Below are 17,971 nucleotides of genomic sequence, written 5' to 3' on the forward strand. Positions count from 1 at the left end.
TTACCATGAAGCCAAACGATGTTGTTTCATCCCTGCCTAACAATCCGACAACCAAGAACAATGCCCCTGTCGAAGCTGCGCAGCAGGAACAACAGCCAGGCTTAGATTTTGTACGTCAAGTCATTACCGATGATTTATCTGCAGGTCGTACAGAACAAGTTGTAACACGTTTCCCACCAGAGCCAAACGGCTACCTACATATTGGTCATGTAAAAGCCATTTGTCTGAACTTTGGTATTGCTCAAGAATTCGCGGGTCTATGTAACCTCCGTTTCGACGATACAAACCCAGATGCCGAAGAACAAGAGTATGTAGATGGTATTGCCAATGACGTGAAATGGCTAGGTTTTGAGTGGAACGGCGAGCCGCGTTATGCATCGAGCTATTTTGATCAGCTTTACGCTTGGGCAGTTCAATTGATTGAACAAGGTGATGCCTATGTGGATTTGCAAAGCCCTGAAGAAATCAAACTAAACCGCGGTAATTTTGTTGAGCCGGGTAAAAACTCGCCGCAACGTGATGCTAGCGTAGAAGAAAACTTAGCGCGTTTTGAACAAATGCGTAATGGTGAGTTGGGAGAAGGTCAGGCAGTACTACGTGCCAAAATTGACATGACTTCACCTAACATTCATATGCGTGATCCTATTTTGTATCGTATTTTGCATTCTGAACATCACCAAACTGGTGATAAATGGAAAATGTACCCAATGTACGATTATGCGCATCCATTATCAGATGCCATTGAAGGAGTTACGCATTCACTGTGTACACTTGAGTTTGTTGATCACCGTCCATTCTATGACTGGGTTGTAGAAAAAGTTAAATCACCATCTGTACCACGTCAGTACGAATCAAGCCGCTTAAATGTGGATTACACCATTACCTCTAAACGTAAATTACGTAAATTGGTTGAAGGTGGATTTGTGAATGGTTGGGATGACCCACGTATGCCGACCGTTGTGGGTATGCGCCGTCGTGGCTTTACTCCAGAAGGTCTACGTGACTTCTGCAAACGTGTAGGTGTAACGAAAGTTGATGGCAGTATCGTAGATGTTGCAATGCTTGAATACTGCATCCGTCAGTCTTTAGAAAATACTGCTTCGCGTGGTATGGCAGTGTTGAATCCACTCAAAGTGACTTTAACCAACTTGCCTGAAGCGATGGATTTGGTGCATGCACGTCATCCAAACGTAGACATGGGTGACCGTATCATTCCGTTAACTCAAGACATTTACATCGACCGTAAAGACTTTGAAGAAGTTGCACCTAAAGGCTTTAAACGTCTGATTCCGGGCGGTGAAGTGCGTTTACGTCATGCGTATGTGATTAAGTGCGATGAAGTGATTAAAGACGAGAACGGTGAAGTGGTTGAATTGAAATGTTCAATTGACCCTGAAACTTTAGGTAAAAACCCCGAAGGCCGTAAGGTGAAGGGCGTTGTACATTGGGTTTCTGCAAGCAAAGGTATTGCTGCGGAAGTTCGTATCTACGACCGTTTATTTACTGAGTCAGACCCTGAAGTGGGTGATGACTTCCTTGCTAACTTAAACCCTGAATCGCTGAAAGTGGTTCAAGCGGTGATTGAGCCTGCATTGGCAGAAGTAAAACCTGAAGACCGTTTCCAATTTGAACGTGAGGGTTACTTTGTTGCAGATCAGTTTGATCATACAGCAGAAAAACCGGTGTTTAACCGCATCCTGGATTTGAAAGACAGTTTCAAACCGGGTAAATAAAATCTTAGATTTTTAAAGGGATTCATCTTTGAATCCTATATAGATTAAGATCAAGTAGGTTAAAATTAAGCTCAACTTCGGTTGGGCTTTTTTCATGGTTGAGATGGTTCATTAAGGCAGTACAGAGGGAAAATAAGTGATCATTCGAAATAAAAATAATAGCTTTAAACTTTTATTTGCATGGCATGGCACGATACTCCCAAAAGTTATGCCTGCTTTAGCCGTCGTGGTGAGTTTGTCGGCGATTTTGGTGTATCTAAGTGCTGCGCACTACCTGAATACCCCCGAAGTTCCTGCCATCGGATTTACCATCTTTGGGGTGATTCTGTCGATTTTTTTGAGCTTTCGAAATACTGCCTGTTATGACCGTTGGTGGGAAGGTCGCAAGCTTTGGGGCACATTGATTGCCAATACACGCCACATGATTCGGGATAGTCATGTACTTGAAGATGAGCAAAGAACCGTGTTGATGTACCGCATCATGCTGTTTTGCAATTTGTTACGTGATCGCTTACGCTATGAATCACAAGATATTGTACATTTTAAAGACGGTGTAGATTTAACGGAGCAGCAATGGCAGCAATGCCGAGACAATATCAATGCACCACAGTATTTACTTGAAATTATTCAAAAAGATTTAGTCAAAGCCTATAAGCAAGGTCAGATTACAGACATTATCTACAGCACGCTTACACGTCATACCGTAGCGATGGGTGATATCCATGCAGGCTGTGACCGTATTATGACCACGCCATTGCCATTTTCCTATTCGGTGCTTTTACATCGCGCGGTGTATTCATTTTGTCTGATTTTGCCGTTTAGCCTAGAGGCCAGTTTAGGGATTTGGACACCTGTAATTGTGGCTTTGATTGCATATTTATTTTTAGGTTTGGATGCGTTAAGTGCAGAACTGGAAGAGCCTTTTGGCTTGCAGGAAAATGATTTGCCGCTGGACTCGATTGTACGAAACATTGAGCGTGAAATGTATAGCAGCTTAGAAGTTGAACTTCCGCCGCTGATTAAGACTTTTAACAGTAATTTAAGATAAATTCTTGGCCTAATTTTCAGATAAATTAGGCGATACATACCACGCATATTGATGCTGAAAAAAATCGTCCAAGTGTTGCATAAAGGCCTGTACTTTAGGCGGAACAAAATGTCGATGCGGAATTACCACATAGATTGCTGTGCTTTGAACAGGGATTGCTGGTAGAACTTGGACAAGTCGGCCAGAGAGTAGATCGTCCTCCACATGCCAAATAGAGTGGTTTGAGATGCCTAAACCTGCAAGTGCTGCTTGGTGTACGCCTTCACCTGAGTTGATATGAACTTGTCCTGAAACAGGTATATTTATGTTGTGTTGATCTTGGACGAATGTCCAAAGCTGCGAAACACCCTTAGGGTATTTCTGTAAAATGCATTGGTGTATAGAGAGCTCTTCTAGGGAGTGAGGTTCGCCATGTTGTTCGATATAGCTAGGCGAGGCACACAAAATACGACGGTTTAAGCTGAGCGGTTTAGCAATCAGTGATGAGTCTTCTAACTATCCAATACGTATCTCAACGTCGATACCTGCGGAGACCAATTTAAATTTTGATCGGTCTGTTCAATATCCAAAGTCAATGTTGGATGCAACTTGGCAAAGGCTGCAAATACTGGCCCTAAAATACGATTTCCAAAAACTTCTGAACAGGTGATTTTTAATACGCCGCTGAGTTGTTGTGGTTCAGGCTGAAATTGGCTCAGTAGCGAATTAAATTGTTCGAATAAGGGAAAACCTTGCTGCAATAAAACAGCACCTTCCTGTGTTAAATGTAGCTGCCGTATAGTGCGATGAAATAAGCGCAGCCCTAAACTTTGTTCAAGTCTGTGTAGACGGCTACTAGCGACAGAAACAGAGAGATTGGCTTCTTTAGCGGCTTGACTGATTGAACCCAGTATCGCCATTCGTGTGAATAAGTCGAAATCTTCAGTTAGCATTATCAATATAATCAAGAAAGTCTTTCTTGATATTCAGGGTTTTTCTGATAAACATCTGTGCCTATTCTGTGTATAAATCAAACACAGGAATTCACCATGAACTATCACAACCTAGGGCAATCTGGCTTACAAGTTTCAGAGTTCGGCTTTGGTGCAGGTACATTTGGCGGGCAAGGCCCTATTTTCTCTGCATGGGGGCAAGCGAGCTTAAATGATGCTCAGCGCATGATTGATCTCTGTATTGATCAAGGCGTGAATTATTTCGATACCGCAGATGCTTATTCAAATGGTGCCTCAGAGCAGATGCTAGGTGCATTACTTCATTCAAAACGCCAAGAGGTGATTATTTCCAGCAAAGTGGGTATCCGATTGAACGATGGAATCAATCAAGGTGGATATTCTAGAAGCTATATAATTCAAGCCGTGGAGGCGAGTTTAAAGCGTTTAGGTACGGATTATATTGATGTGCTGCAACTCTGCATCAGTTTGATAGCACGACGCCACTTGAGCAGCTGATGCGCAGTTTAGATGACTTGGTAGGTAGTGGAAAAGTTCGCTATATCGGTGCGTCGAATTTTTCAGGCTGGCAGCTCATGAAAGCACAGTCGATTGCTCAGCAGCATGGCTATGAAAAGCTAAGTGTGCATCAAGTCTATTATTCTTTGATTGGACGTGACTATGAATGGGAGTTGATGCCTGCACAGCATGATCAACAGATTGGTGCAGTGGTTTGGAGTCCGCTGGGCTGGGGGAGATTAACTGGAAAATTTGATCGTGAGCATGCGATTCCAAAGCAAAGTCGACTACATGAGACCGCTCAATTCGCACCGCCAGTTCAACACGAAAAGTTATTTGCAGTGTTAGATGTAATGCAAGAAATCGCCATGGAAACAGGGCACTCTATTCCACAGATTGCATTGAATTGGCTGAAAACCAGACCGACAGTGTCTAGCATTTTGATAGGCGCACGTAATGAACAGCAACTGTTGGATAACCTTGCGGCGAAGGAATGGTCATTAAGCTTAGAGCAGTTAGCCCGATTAGACGCAGTCAGTGCAGTGTATCCACCTTATCCATACTATCCCTATTGGAATGGGTAATTTACAGAGAAGAATCCCACGCTAGTGACATCAGCCTCTATTTCAGAACATACAGCAGAATAGGGCAATAACAATTCAGTGGTAGGCAATGATCAGTTCTCTGTGCTATCACTGAATAAAATTATAATATGAAGGAATGCTGATGAGTGTCGTGATTGAAACCCAGATGTTAATTCGTAAGTCCATCAATATCGTATTTAATGCTTTTGTTGATCCTTTAATAACACAGCATTTTTGGTTTAGTGCATCGAGTGGATATCTAGAAGAAGGTAAAACGGTGCAATGGACTTGGCAAAAATATAATGCAGTCGCCGATGTAGACGTGCTGAATATTAAGGAAAACAAATTAATTCAAATACAGTGGGGTGAACCAAAAACTCAGGTCGATTTTATTTTTGAGCAAATTAGCCCGATGGAAACCTATGTTCGCATCAAAAATTCAAAGATTCCTCTGCAAGGTCAGGCATTAATTGATTTTATTATCGATAGTACAGGTGGTTTTACAACGGTTTTGGATGCAGCCAAAATTTATTTAGAACATGGCCTGCAAAGCAATTTGGTTGAAGATAAATTTCCACCTTTTAGCAATGCGAACTTTTAGCAATGTGAAGAGTGACCAAAATTAAGCATGACATCTGATACGCCGTAAGGAAAAGCTTGTGTATTAGCGCAGTATTTCTAAGCAATGTGCTGATGTATTGAAATTTGATAAAGCCACGGTTCAATGCTGCTGCAGTGAATTAACGATTTTTATGTTCTTCACGCTTTAAATAGGTATAAACCGGCATCTGCATTTTGGCTTTTTCGCGCAGTTTCTTTTTGATATAGAACACCAGTGCAAAGCAAGTAGTGGTCACGGTCAGCATCATGCTACTCATAAAACTCATCAGAGAACTGACATAACCAATCGTGGTGAGTCGGTTCATCATACGAAACACCTGAGGACTACTTTCAACACCGGTAATGGCCCATGTGCATAAGTGTTCGCAGTTATTAATAATCAGATGATAGTTGTTTTCATGCATACGTGAGCGCATGCGACGCACCACTTTACGCCCTTTAAATTTTGGATTGCTGTACGACTGAACGATGATTTTTTTGCCGTGACTGAAATTTTCGATAGAAGTCATTTCAATCGGATGTTTTTTGAAAAGGTGTGCAAAACCTGAGTAGTGAATGACTCTACCGCGGCCGGCATATATGCCATGATGGCTATAACCGAAGTGTTTAACAATCAGATGTGTTCCAAGAGGAAAACCATCTTTCTGCACATGCATGTATTTACCAGTCCTACTTTAAATCCGAATTATTTTTAAAGATTAGTCTACTTTTAATCTGTGAATTAATCGACTATTTTAGCGATGATTTAGCTAAAATTTGTTCGATTTTTAACGTGCGCTATGGATAGGGTCATGCTTGGTCTTCAATTAACCTCAATGTTTAAAAAAATGCGCTTTATGATGCTGCTCGGTCTGATTTTCTCACCGAGTATTTCCTATGCCAATATTCAAGCGAAACGTGTCAGTCAGCCTATTGCCGTGGATGTGGTTGAAATTTCCGATCTGAGTCAACTGAAGCTCTATTTATATGATACACAGCAGCAGCCATATCAAGACCTACAGCGACTAAAGCAGGTATTAGCGCGTAAGTGTAATACGATGAACTTCGCAATGAATGCCGGGATGTATCATGCAGACTTAGCACCTGTTGGTCTATACGTTGAAAATGGAGTGCAGAAAAAAGCCTTGAATCGTGCAACACGAGGCTTTGGTAATTTTTTAATTCAGCCGAATGGTGTTCTAGCATGGAATGGCAAGCAAGCGGTGATATCAACCACACAAAAATATGCTTCCACAGATTTTAAGGCACGTTATGCAACGCAGTCAGGTCCAATGCTGGTGGTAGATGGAAAAATCAATCCAAACTTTATCCCACAGTCAGATTCATTGAAAATCCGCAATGGTGTGGGGATCAAAAACGGCAAGTTGTATTTTGTGATCAGTCGTGAAGGCGTGTCGTTTTATGCATTTGCACAATATTTTAAGCAGCAATTATCGATTAACAATGCCTTGTATTTAGATGGATCTGTGTCTAGTGCAGATATCCAAGCGTTGAATAGACATGATTCAAGTTTAAAACCTTTAGGGCCAATTGTAGCGTATACAACAGCATTTCAATGCAAACAATAAAAGCCCGAATAATTGGACTTCATCTGTACAGTGTTTAGATTGATAGCAACTACTGTTTATTTGCCGACTAAACCTAAAAAGGTACTTTGGGTTTGGCACATTTGAATGGCTTGTTCTTTAGATTGTTTTTTAATACTTTCTTCAAACTGTTTTTTCTGTTCTTTGATTTGTTCTTCGTTTAAGCCCATTTGTTTCGACAAGGCTTCGAGTTTGTCCCAAGATTCTTCGCATTCTTTGGGAATTTGGCTACAAGCACTTAGACTAAGTATGCAGCAGGCGATTAGGCAATTTGTTAATTTATTCATGTGCATTCCTTTAGTTTTTATATCAATGCTGTTTAGAGGTCATCTGTCTCTAATTTAGTGCAATATTAGGTTTTATTGTCGTGTGTTTAAAAAATAGACATCACTGAGTTGCCTTGGAGCATAGCATAAAAGCTGTAAATAGCGATGTGGCCAATCCACAAAACCTGATCTGTAAATAAGCGGCATACTTTTGATTAGACTAAAAATGAAAAAGGCACTCTGTAAAACAGAATGCCTTGTTTGAACATTGAATGTTCAGACTCTACTGTAGAGGTAGATGCTGGATTTCATTTAATTCCTTACGGCTATAACCGCGCGAAGCGAGTACTTTTTTGATACCGAGGATAACATCTTCATCCGTTGCCTTTGTAAGAGCAGCAATAAGCTGTTCATTGGTTTTACAAGAGCAATCATTTTCAACACAGGCAATTTGATTCTTATGCCCGTTTTGCTGTTCTGTAGCGAACAACTTATGCCAAAAACTCATAGAGCCTTCATTTGCGACCTAACATAGGACGAAATATAACCAATCCAATAAATAAAGCAAGACTACTAAAGTGATATTTTAGCCAGTTGAATGATCATTTTTTCGATTGGACTTTTAGAATCTTTGCTTAATTGATATAGAAAGGTATCCATTACACCGCATGTGGCGAGAATATAAAGCTTTTTTAGTATATAAAAAAGGAGCTTTTAGAAAGCTCCTTTTATGACAACAACATGACTTGAAATAATTTGTTTAAATCTTCTCAAGAAACACACCAGACTCTACATGGTGTGTATAAGGGAACTGATCAAACAAGGCAAATTTGCTGATTTTATGCGTTTGTGAAAGTAGTTTGAGATTGTCATGCAAAGTATCTGGGTTGCATGAAATATAGATAATGCGTTCAAAACGTTGCAACAGTTTTAGTGTTTCATCATCGATACCTGCACGCGGTGGATCGACAAATACCGTATCGAAGTTATAGCTTGAAATTTCAATCTCAGCTTCTTCAAGGCGGCGGAATGTACGTTCAGCATTGTAGGCTTGGGTAAACTCTTCAGCTGAAAGACGAGCCACTTGGATATTATCAATACCATTTTGCTCAATATTCCACTGCGCGGCATAAACTGAAGACTTGGCTAATTCGGTTGCCAAAACGCGATTAAAGCGTGTTGAAAGAGGCAGCGTGAAATTACCATTACCACAGTAGAGCTCAAGTAAGTCTTTGTCTGAATGATCGGCAGCCTGACACGCCCATTCCAGCATTTTTTGACATACGCCGGCATTGGGCTGCGTGAAGCTACTTTCGATTTGTTTGTACTGATATTTACGGTCAAACACTTGGAGTTCTTCAATCACATAGTCATCAGTCAAAATCACGCGCTGACCACGACTACGACCATAAATCTTGATATTGAGCTTTGCAGACAGCGCTTTGGCAGCAACTTCCCATTCAGCATTTAGCGGGCAGCGGTAAACCAATGAAACCAGCATTTCACCTTTCAGCGTTGCTAAGAAATGAACTTCAAATAATCGGCTAGATAAGATCTCTTGTGCCTTGAGTTCATTTAATAATACGGGCATTAAATCATTAATGCTTTTATCTGCAATCGGGAAATCTTTAATTTCGACAACTTGTTTTTCATTGTCTGCATTGCGTTCAAACATTGCATAGAACATATCATTTTCAGTATGCCAAATTCGGAATTCCGCTCGCATACGAAAGTTTTGTTCAGCAGAAGGAAAAACTTCTAAAGAGGGAGGGTTGTATTCTGAAAATTGAGCCGTAATGCGGGCAACTTTGGCATCAAGTTGTTGCTGATAAGTTGAAGTCATATGCAGTAAAAAATCGCAAACATATTAAAAAAAGTCATGTTAGCAAAATTCACCTTATAAGACTAAATTAATTCCACTTTTGGCTGTATTTATCTGTCGTGAAGATAAATCTGAATACGCTAAATAGAATATTTATCTAGGGGAAGTTAAAAAAACGCTCAATCTTTATGGAACATTCATAAAGATTGAGCTAAGTGAGGAACTGATAAGTGAGGAACTGATTAGTTGGAGTTCATTCCAACATTTAATTCATCGTCATTAAGCTGGCATTACCACCGGCTGCCGCTGTATTGACACTGATTGCCCGCTCAATCACGAAACGCTCTACAGGGATGTCATATTGACCTGAAGCTAAATGTGTAATGCCAATAATTGCACCTTCACGAGACGCGATGACTTGTTGAATTTTTAATAACTCAGCTTTTTCACCATGATGTAAAACCGCATCAAAATTGCCATGATAAATATCCGTGATCACTTTAAATTGGTCCACGAGAATTTTCGGCATGCTATTTAAGTGTTTCAACACAAAAGTATTGTCTGCAAGTACGACGGGCTGACTACCTACCGATAAAATCGCAGCAATTTGATTCAGTTGATCTGCATCATTATTAGCCAATGAAAGCACACCTTTACGTGCCAAAATGGCATATTGGTTGTTTTCACCAGTTGGGCCTTGTAGCTCAAAACTTTGTCCAGCGGCTATGGCCTGCGGTGCTTGAATAGCAATGCCTGAAAAATGCTGCTTCGCCCAAGTGTTAAAAGCCTCATATGCAGGGAAGTGTGCAGCTTGCGTTTCTGCCTGAGCCGCATAAGGTGTAGCCAGTTTTTTCTCAGAAACTTGATGCATTAAACGGTAAAGATATAAAGGACCGCCCGCTTTTGGACCAGTACCTGATAAGCCCTCGCCGCCAAAAGGTTGTACACCAACCACAGCGCCTACAATATTACGGTTAATGTATAGGTTGCCAACTTCTGCATGACCGATAACTTTTTGAATCGTGTCATCAATACGTGTATGCAAGCCCATGGTTAAACCATAACCTTTGGCATTGATTTGCGTTAATAGGTTTTCAATCTCACCATATTTGTAGGTGATTAAATGCAATACTGGCCCAAAAACTTCGCGTTCTAAATCATTTAAATGTGGAAGTTCAATTAAAGTTGGTGCAACAAAAGTTCCCGTACTTAAGGCATTGCTATCAGCATTAAACATGATTTGATGTACGGGATAGCCTTTGCTACGCATCTTCTCAATATGTTTTTCAATATTTTGTTGTGCTTCAAGGTCGATCACTGGGCCAATGTCAGTTGCTAAAAGTGCAGGATTTCCGACACGAAGTTGCTTCATCGCACCTTGTAACATGGTACGGACTACGTCCACATTATCTTCTTGCACACAGAGAATACGCAGGGCAGAACAGCGTTGACCTGCACTGTCATAGGCAGAGTTAACGACATCCAATACCACTTGTTCTGTCAATGCTGATGAGTCAACAATCATGGCATTTTGACCACCAGTTTCAGCAATCAAAACCACACTTTCGCCAAATTGGTTTAAGCGCTGTGCAACGGTTTTTTGCAAGATACGTGCGACTTCCGTTGAGCCTGTAAACATGATGCCTTGGACACGTGAGTCCGCGCTGAGTTTGGCCCCAATGGTTTCGCCACGGCCAGGGAGAAGTTGCAATACATCGAAGGGAACACCTGCTTCCCATAAAATATGTACAGCTTGAGCAGCAATCAGAGGCGTTTGTTCAGCAGGCTTGGCAATCACGGTATTACCTGCAACCAAGGCTGCAGCAATTTGACCTGTGAAAATAGCAAGCGGGAAGTTCCATGGGCTAATGCACAGCACAGTACCTAGGGGTTCAATTTGCGTATTCTCTGCTAGATCAATTATTTGAGCTGCATAATAACGTAGGAAATCTACAGCTTCACGGACTTCAGCAATTGCATTGGCATAGGTTTTACCACTTTCACGTGACAACAACACCATGAGAGATTGCAATTGTGCTTCCATCAAATCTGCCGCACGGTTTAAGCATGCTGCACGCTGATCTTTGTCTAAAGTTTTCCATGAAGCTTGGGCATTTACCGCATTATTGAGAGCGATTTCCGCTTGCTCTAGACTAGCTTCACTGACACTGCCGACCACATCACTACGGTTTGCAGGGTTTGTAATGTTGATACTTGCAGTATGAATTTCTTCTAAATTAGCACCCATTGCACTGGCATGCCATTGGGTATGCGCATGCTGTACTGCCGTAGTATTGAGCTGAGATAAGTCGCGATCATTGGCTAAATCGAGTCCTTTTGAGTTGCGACGTTCTGAGCCATACAAATCTTGCGGAAATGGGATAGAAGGATGCTTAGCGCCAGTGATACCTTCTTTTTCAGCCGTCGCTAATATCGTCTGTCTTGGATTTTCAATTAAATCTTCAATTTTTAAGTTTTTATCTGCAATACGGTTGACGAAAGAGGTATTCGCACCATTTTCCAGTAAACGTCGAACCAAATAGGCCAATAAGGTTTTATGGTTACCCACTGGTGCATAAATACGACATGGCACACCCAGTTTGTTGTCAGACTTTGAACCCACCACTTGTTCATAGAGGGGTTCACCCATGCCGTGAAGGCACTGGAATTCATACTGGCCTGGATAGTAAAGCTCTGGCTGTGCTAATTGGTAGATCGTAGCAACAGTTTGCGCATTGTGTGTTGCAAACTGAGGATAAATTTGCTCAGGCGCTGCCAAGAGCTTTTTAGCACATGCAATATAAGACAGGTCGGTATGAACTTTGCGCGTAAATACAGGATAGTCACTCATACCTTCAATTTGCGCTTTCTTAATTTCGCTGTCCCAGTATGCACCTTTCACTAAGCGGATCATTAAACGTTTTTGGCTACGCTTAGCGAGGTCAATAATATGGTCGACCACATAGAAACAGCGCTTTTGGTAGGCTTGAATCACAAATCCAATACCTTTCCAATCCGCTAATTTAGGCTCAAAACATAGGCGCTCAAGTAGTTCCAAAGAAATTTCAAGGCGGTCAGTTTCTTCAGCATCAATGTTTAGACCAATATTGTAATGCTTGGCTAATACAGCAAGTTCAAGCACTTTGCCATAAAGTTCGTTATGTACACGGTCGATCTGTGAGCGTTGGTAGCGTGGGTGTAGGGCAGATAATTTGATCGAAATGCCTGCTCCGTTATAAACATCCTTACCTTCAGAGGCTTGACCAATCGCGTGGATCGCATCGGTATAGTCTTGATAATATCGTTCAGCATCAGGTTCAGTTAATGCTGCTTCACCCAACATGTCATATGAATAACGGAAGCCTTTGTCTTCTAATACTTCTGCATGTTTAAGCGCTTCATTGATGGTCTCGCCTGTGACAAACTGTTCGCCCATCATACGCATAGCCACGTCGACAGCTTTACGGATAATGCCACGACCACTGCGTGCTAAAATACCCGTCAATAGACTAGACAGACTTTTTTGTTGAGGGGTTTCCATCAGTTTGCCCGTCAGCATTAATCCCCAAGCAGCAGCATTTACGAACATGAGGCTACTTTGGCCAACATGATCTTTCCAGTTACCTTGGTTGATTTTATCTTTGATCAGTAAATCACGTGTTGCTTTGTCTGGAATACGGAGTAGCGCTTCAGCTAAACACATTAGAGCGATGCCTTCCTGAGAAGACAATGAAAACTCTTGTAGCAAGCCTTGTACAATGCCTGCTTTACCTGTACCGCTTTTACGTTCACGTAATGAATGGGCTAAGTCAAAAGCCAATTGTTGAATTTGATCGCTGATCGGGGAAGGGATTTCACTGTGTGCTAATAAGTTTTCAATGCACTCAGTTTCAGCACGACGCCATGCTGTATTAATCGATTGTTCAAAGCTATTCTTGTCTTTAAATTCAGTGATGTAGTCATCGCTTCCCGTGACTTCAAATACTTTTCCATTCATGTTTCAATTTTCCGTGTCAAAGTTCTATGACGAGCAAATAAATCTTGAGCTTGATCCTTTATTTAATTTATCATTACAGAATATTTAGCGAATAACTCACTATAGTTTTAATAATATTTAGAGAAAAATTCAGATGACTAGCCCATATTTGAGCTTAGACCGTATAGATATTCGAATTTTAGAGCTGTTGCAAGAAGACGGAAAATTGTCCAATATTAAGCTTGCGGAAATGGTGAATTTATCACCCACTGCGGCGTTGGCACGTGTGCAAAAATTATCGAAAGAGGGTTTTATTTTAGGCTATGAAGCACGTTTAAATCCGGTCTTACTCAACAATGGATTTGTGGTTCTTGTGGAGATTTTACTAGATAAAACCACGCCCAATGTATTGGAAGATTTTTCGGATGCAGTGCGTCAAATTCCAGAAATCGTAGAATGTCACATGATCAGCGGTGGTTTTGATTTTGTGGTGAAAATACGCTGCGCAAATATGGAAGAATTTAGAAAAATTTCAGGGCAGGTGCTTTGGCAGCTACCTGGTATCAAGGAAACGCGTAGTTATCCTGTGATGGAAGTGATCAAAGAAAGTATGCAAATTAAGCTGAAACCTGCGGCTCGGCCGAAGTAGCTAATCATCAATAATCGAGTATAAAAAAGGGGCATTTAGCCCCTTTTTTAGTGTCAAAAATTTTAGATTTCAGACATTTCTTTTTGATATTGCGCTTCGGCTTTTTCAAAGCGTTCAACAACTTCAGCTTCAGGTGCTTTGCTCAATAAGCTCACCACAACGATACTGATCGCAGAGAAAATAAAGCCTGGAATGATTTCGTATAAACCAAGGTGGCCTAAGTAGTTTTTCCACACGATGACAGTCACAGCACCCACGATCATGCCAATGATTGCTCCGTTAAGCGTCATACGTTTCCACAGCAATGAAAGAATAATCAGCGGGCCAAATGCAGCACCGAAACCTGCCCATGCATAAGCCACTAAGCCTAAAACTTTACTTGCAGGGTTCATTGCAAAGGTGATTGCAAATACAGCAATTGCCAAGACCATCGCACGTCCAATCCAAACCAATTCTTTTTGCGATGCATTTTTACGAATAAAACCTTTGTACAAATCTTCCGTCAAGGTTGTTGAACATACCAATAACTGACAGCTAAGTGTGCTCATCACCGCAGCTAAAATTGCGGCTAAAATAATCCCTGCAATCCACGGATTGAATAGAATTTTAGTCAATTCCATAAATACCGTTTCAGGGTTGGCATTAACGACGCTTGCCAGTTCTGGGTGAACTTGGAAGTAAGCAATACCGATATAACCGGCTGCTACAGCACCGCCTAGACATAGGATCATCCATGTCATTCCAATGCGACGTGCATTTGGAATGGTTTTAACAGAATCGGCTGCCATAAAGCGAACCAAGATATGCGGTTGACCAAAATAGCCTAAGCCCCACGCCATGCTGGATAAAATCGCAACTGTACTTAAACCTTCAAATAAATTAGAAGCTTGTGGGCGAGCTGTTTCCAAAACAGCAGCAAGATTTTGACTGTTATCACCTAAAGCAAGGTAGGCGATGATCGGTGTGATCAGCAGTGCAAAGATCATCAGACCCGCTTGGAAAGTATCGGTCCAACTGATCGCTAAGAATCCACCAATACAGACATAGCTGATGGTTGCAATTGCACCAATCCACAGTGCTGTTGTGTAGTTCCAACCGAATAAACTTTCGAAAAGTCGTGCGCCAGCCACCATGCCAGAAGCACAGTAAATCGCAAAGAACACTAAAATCACTACAGCTGAAATGATACGTAAAATCTTTTTACGGTCTGCAAAACGGCTCGTGAAATAATCGGGCAGGGTCAGGGCATTATTTTGATATTCGGTATGAACACGCAAGCGACCAGCAACGATCAACCAGTTCAACCAAGCACCGATAATTAAGCCGATTGCAATCCAAGCTTCGGAAAGACCAGATAGATAAATTGCACCAGGGAGACCCATGAGTAGCCAACCACTCATGTCGGATGCACCTGCTGAAAGTGCAGTCACAACACTTCCTAAACTTCGTCCACCTAAAATGTATTCGTCAAAGTTATGCGTAGCTTTGTAGGCATACAAACCAATGGCAAGCATTGCAAGAATATAAAAAATAAAGGTGACTAATGTCGGGTTTAAATGGCTCATAGGCGGTTCATCCTTAATGAAAGCAAATCATCTCTGTCCTAGATGAAAATTTGTACTTCTGTCGTAAGTCGCAGATTCAAGCACGATTTAAAAATTACACTCTGTAACCTTTAAGCATATTTTATGTGTGTTTTGCGTAAATGATATTTTTTCTTATTACAAATCGAATTTTTTATTGTGCTGCTGAAATGTTGTACAGAAGGGAATTTAAATTTTGAAATGTAAATCTACTTAAGACTTTTCATCACAAAAAGAGAACTAATGAAATTAGGTAAAAATTACACAATGTTACATAGTGAACAAGAAATGTGCATTTGAAATATTTGGTTGCAAATGTGCATCACATCATCTGTAGTGAGATGATTTGAACAGGTCGAATATGAGGTATGCACAGTCTTGGTGCGTAATTAGAGGGAATGCGCAGTGACAACGGTTCAGATGGAAAAAACGAGAATAGAGCATGATTTATTGGGGGATAAAGCAGTCCCGCAGTCATGTTATTACGGTATACATACATTGCGTGCCATCGAAAACTTTCAAATATCAAAGCAGCATGTCGGACAAAATTTAAACTTTGTACGCGCTATTGCTCAGGTAAAAAAAGCGTCAGCAGAAACAAATTACCAATTTAACTTAATACAAGATGATATTCGCCAAGCGATTCAGCAGGCCTGTGATGCATTGATTGATCATCCAGAACAATGGGCAGATTCATTTCCAATTGATATTTATCAAGGTGGAGCAGGCACTTCTATTAACATGAATGCCAATGAAGTCATTGCCAATATTGTCCTTGAATCGCTCGGAGATGCGAAAGGCAGTTATCAAAGGATTCATCCCAACGACCATGTCAATAAGTCACAATCCACCAATGATGTCTATCCAACAGCGCTGCGTCTAGCGACATATAGTGCTTTTGATGCTTTATTTGTAGTGCTAAATCAACTTATCGGAAGCTTACATGTTAAAGCTGATGAGTTTAAACATGTCATCAAAATGGGGCGTACACAGTTACAAGATGCAGTTCCGATGACTTTGGGGCAAGAGTTCCGTGCATTTGCAACATTATTAAAAGAAGATTTGAAGTTGATTGAGCAAAATCGACAGCTTTTATTGGAAATTAATTTAGGTGCGACAGCAATTGGTACTGGCGTGAATTCTCCTGCAGGTTATGCGGCCAAGGCCGTTGAAAATCTAGCTCATTTGACCGGTCTAAAATTGCAAGGTGCAGAAGACTATGTCGAAGCAACCAGCGATTGTGGCGTATTTATTTTATTATCGAGTTGCTTAAAACGTTTAGCTGTCAAACTTTCTAAAATTTGTAATGACTTACGTCTTTTAAGTTCTGGGCCACGTACAGGTTTAGCGGAAATTCGATTACCTGAGTTACAAGCAGGTTCGTCGATCATGCCTGCAAAGGTCAATCCCGTGATCCCAGAAGTGGTCAACCAAATTGCATTTCGAGTGATGGGCAATGATTTAACCATAACTTTAGCCGCAGAAGCAGGGCAATTACAATTAAATGTCATGGAGCCGGTCATTGCATTGTCCATGAATGAATCGATTGAGCTTTTGGTGAATGCCGTAAAAACATTAGATAGCAAATGTATCCAAGGAATTCAGGCAAATGAGCAAGCATGTTTTGATGCTGTGATGCGTAGTGTAGGAATCGTGACCTTACTCGATCCATATTTAGGTCATGCAAAATGTGATGAAATCGGTAAGCAATGTATTGCCGAAAATAAAACCATTCGCCAAGTGGTTTTAGAGCAAGAGCTGTTAACTGTAAGTCAATTGGATGAAATTTTCTCGATTGAAAATTTAGTTTCTGAAGTGACACCATTTAGTATGCCACTCGCTCAAGTGAGTTAAATGCTTATTTAAGACTTTTAAATAGCCCCATGATGAGTAAATGACGAAGGTTAATCCTTCGTTTTTTATTTGAAGAAATCAGTGGTAAAGCTAGAGAACTAATCTGAGCAGTGATGTATTAAGTCTCTAATAGGAACTTAATTTCTAAAAGAAAGTATTGGGTTGAAAAGAAAACGCTATATTTGCTTAGGATAGTAATTATAGTTCTATATATAGTCATGAAGGTTTGGATGAAAAATTTAGCGCATAGATAAAGTCAGAAATACTTTAACTTGCCCAAAAAAGGATGTAATCGAAGTACAATAGGTTTTTTATCATGTTGTAGATAGTCAGATGTTTAATAAGTTAGTCGATTTATTCAAAGGCGCTAAAGAGTCGCCTGAGCAACTTTACTTAGAACAACACCACATTCAATATGATGAAACTCAGGGCTATATCATTGAAGGCGTAGTCTTAAATACTTTGTCTGAACGTATGGAATATCTGTCGAATAGAAAAATGACAAATTTCGATGATTTAAAACAGCTCTATGCGACTGCAATGATTATCAATGAAAAAATAGACTTGGAAATTGCAAGTCAACGCTTTGTTGCACGATTAGGCAATACTGAAGAAAATCTGTTGCAGTTTAAACTCTATGTCAAACTATTGAATGATTATTATCGTCAATTCATCCGTGATCGTAAGTAAGTGAATGGACTGCAGTGTTTGAGTTTGATGGGTGCGTTAATGGTACTCATCAATAGAAAATTCAAACGCAAATCCACATTGGTTAAAACACTGTATATAGTTGCTTAAATC

At 40.7% G+C, this 17,971-nt stretch carries 13 protein-coding genes and 2 pseudogenes; 8 read left to right on the forward strand and 7 right to left on the reverse strand.

The window, feature by feature from the left end; genetic code table 11:
- Window positions 1–5: 5 nt before the first annotated feature.
- Window positions 6–1,733: a glutamine--tRNA ligase/YqeY domain fusion protein gene (locus FTU64_RS01270; protein WP_180049638.1), complete on the forward strand. Its 1,728-nt coding sequence runs from the start codon at window positions 6–8 to the stop codon at window positions 1,731–1,733.
- Between the two features lie 136 nt (window positions 1,734–1,869).
- Entirely contained in the window at window positions 1,870–2,781 is a 912-nt protein-coding gene (locus FTU64_RS01275; protein ID WP_180059086.1) for a bestrophin family protein, read from the forward strand.
- Between the two features lie 9 nt (window positions 2,782–2,790).
- On the opposite strand, the pseudogene FTU64_RS01280 reads toward FTU64_RS01275, so the two are convergent.
- Window positions 2,791–3,713 (reverse strand): annotated as a pseudogene (locus FTU64_RS01280) (LysR family transcriptional regulator).
- Between the two features lie 96 nt (window positions 3,714–3,809).
- Between FTU64_RS01280 and FTU64_RS01285 the strand changes: the two are divergent.
- Together FTU64_RS01285 and FTU64_RS01290 are read left to right on the forward strand one after the other, a co-directional pair.
- Window positions 3,810–4,813 (forward strand): annotated as a pseudogene (locus FTU64_RS01285) (aldo/keto reductase).
- Window positions 4,814–4,955: 142 nt separating this feature from the next.
- A complete protein-coding gene (locus FTU64_RS01290) occupies window positions 4,956–5,414 on the forward strand; it encodes an SRPBCC domain-containing protein (protein ID WP_180026256.1) in 459 nt (152 codons plus the stop codon).
- 139 nt (window positions 5,415–5,553) lie between these two features.
- Here FTU64_RS01290 and FTU64_RS01295 read toward each other — a convergent pair whose 3' ends face one another.
- Window positions 5,554–6,090, reverse strand: coding sequence for a lecithin retinol acyltransferase family protein (locus tag FTU64_RS01295; RefSeq protein WP_111883727.1), 537 nt, complete (start codon window positions 6,088–6,090; stop codon window positions 5,554–5,556).
- Between the two features lie 135 nt (window positions 6,091–6,225).
- Between FTU64_RS01295 and FTU64_RS01300 the strand changes: the two genes are divergently transcribed.
- A complete protein-coding gene (locus FTU64_RS01300) occupies window positions 6,226–7,002 on the forward strand; it encodes a phosphodiester glycosidase family protein (RefSeq protein ID WP_257222167.1) in 777 nt (258 codons plus the stop codon).
- A 56-nt stretch (window positions 7,003–7,058) separates the two neighbouring features.
- Here FTU64_RS01300 and FTU64_RS01305 read toward each other — a convergent pair whose 3' ends face one another.
- The 4 genes from FTU64_RS01305 to putA form a co-directional block, all read right to left on the reverse strand.
- Complete coding sequence (locus FTU64_RS01305; protein WP_180007833.1) at window positions 7,059–7,307, reverse strand: hypothetical protein; 249 nt, start codon at window positions 7,305–7,307, stop codon at window positions 7,059–7,061.
- Between the two features lie 262 nt (window positions 7,308–7,569).
- A complete protein-coding gene (locus tag FTU64_RS01310) occupies window positions 7,570–7,794 on the reverse strand; it encodes a hypothetical protein (protein ID WP_078193492.1) in 225 nt (74 codons plus the stop codon).
- 252 nt (window positions 7,795–8,046) lie between these two features.
- Complete coding sequence (gene trmA / locus FTU64_RS01315) at window positions 8,047–9,129, reverse strand: tRNA (uridine(54)-C5)-methyltransferase TrmA (RefSeq protein WP_180059087.1); 1,083 nt, start codon at window positions 9,127–9,129, stop codon at window positions 8,047–8,049.
- Window positions 9,130–9,373: 244 nt separating this feature from the next.
- Window positions 9,374–13,105 (reverse strand): trifunctional transcriptional regulator/proline dehydrogenase/L-glutamate gamma-semialdehyde dehydrogenase, encoded by a 3,732-nt coding sequence (putA, locus tag FTU64_RS01320; RefSeq protein ID WP_180059088.1) that lies wholly within the window; start codon window positions 13,103–13,105, stop codon window positions 9,374–9,376.
- A 133-nt stretch (window positions 13,106–13,238) separates the two neighbouring features.
- Between putA and FTU64_RS01325 the strand changes: the two genes are divergently transcribed.
- On the forward strand, window positions 13,239–13,733 hold the full coding sequence (locus FTU64_RS01325) for an Lrp/AsnC ligand binding domain-containing protein (RefSeq protein WP_180059089.1): 495 nt from the start codon (window positions 13,239–13,241) through the stop codon (window positions 13,731–13,733).
- 62 nt (window positions 13,734–13,795) lie between these two features.
- Here the strand turns inward: FTU64_RS01325 and putP are convergent, their stop codons facing one another.
- The gene (gene putP, locus FTU64_RS01330) at window positions 13,796–15,298 is read right to left on the reverse strand and encodes a sodium/proline symporter PutP (protein ID WP_180059090.1); all 1,503 of its coding nucleotides are present in this window, start codon (window positions 15,296–15,298) and stop codon (window positions 13,796–13,798) included.
- 423 nt (window positions 15,299–15,721) lie between these two features.
- On the opposite strand from putP, the gene aspA reads away from it, so the two are divergent.
- Complete coding sequence (gene aspA, locus FTU64_RS01335) at window positions 15,722–17,170, forward strand: aspartate ammonia-lyase (protein ID WP_180059091.1); 1,449 nt, start codon at window positions 15,722–15,724, stop codon at window positions 17,168–17,170.
- A gap of 333 nt (window positions 17,171–17,503) precedes the next feature.
- Window positions 17,504–17,860 carry a hypothetical protein gene (locus tag FTU64_RS01340; protein ID WP_078193486.1) on the forward strand — a complete coding sequence of 119 codons (357 nt, stop codon included), beginning with the start codon at window positions 17,504–17,506 and terminating at the stop codon, window positions 17,858–17,860.
- Window positions 17,861–17,971: the final 111 nt, after the last annotated feature.

This window comes from Acinetobacter sp. YH12128 (assembly GCF_013418655.1).
GTDB lineage: Bacteria > Pseudomonadota > Gammaproteobacteria > Pseudomonadales > Moraxellaceae > Acinetobacter > Acinetobacter amyesii.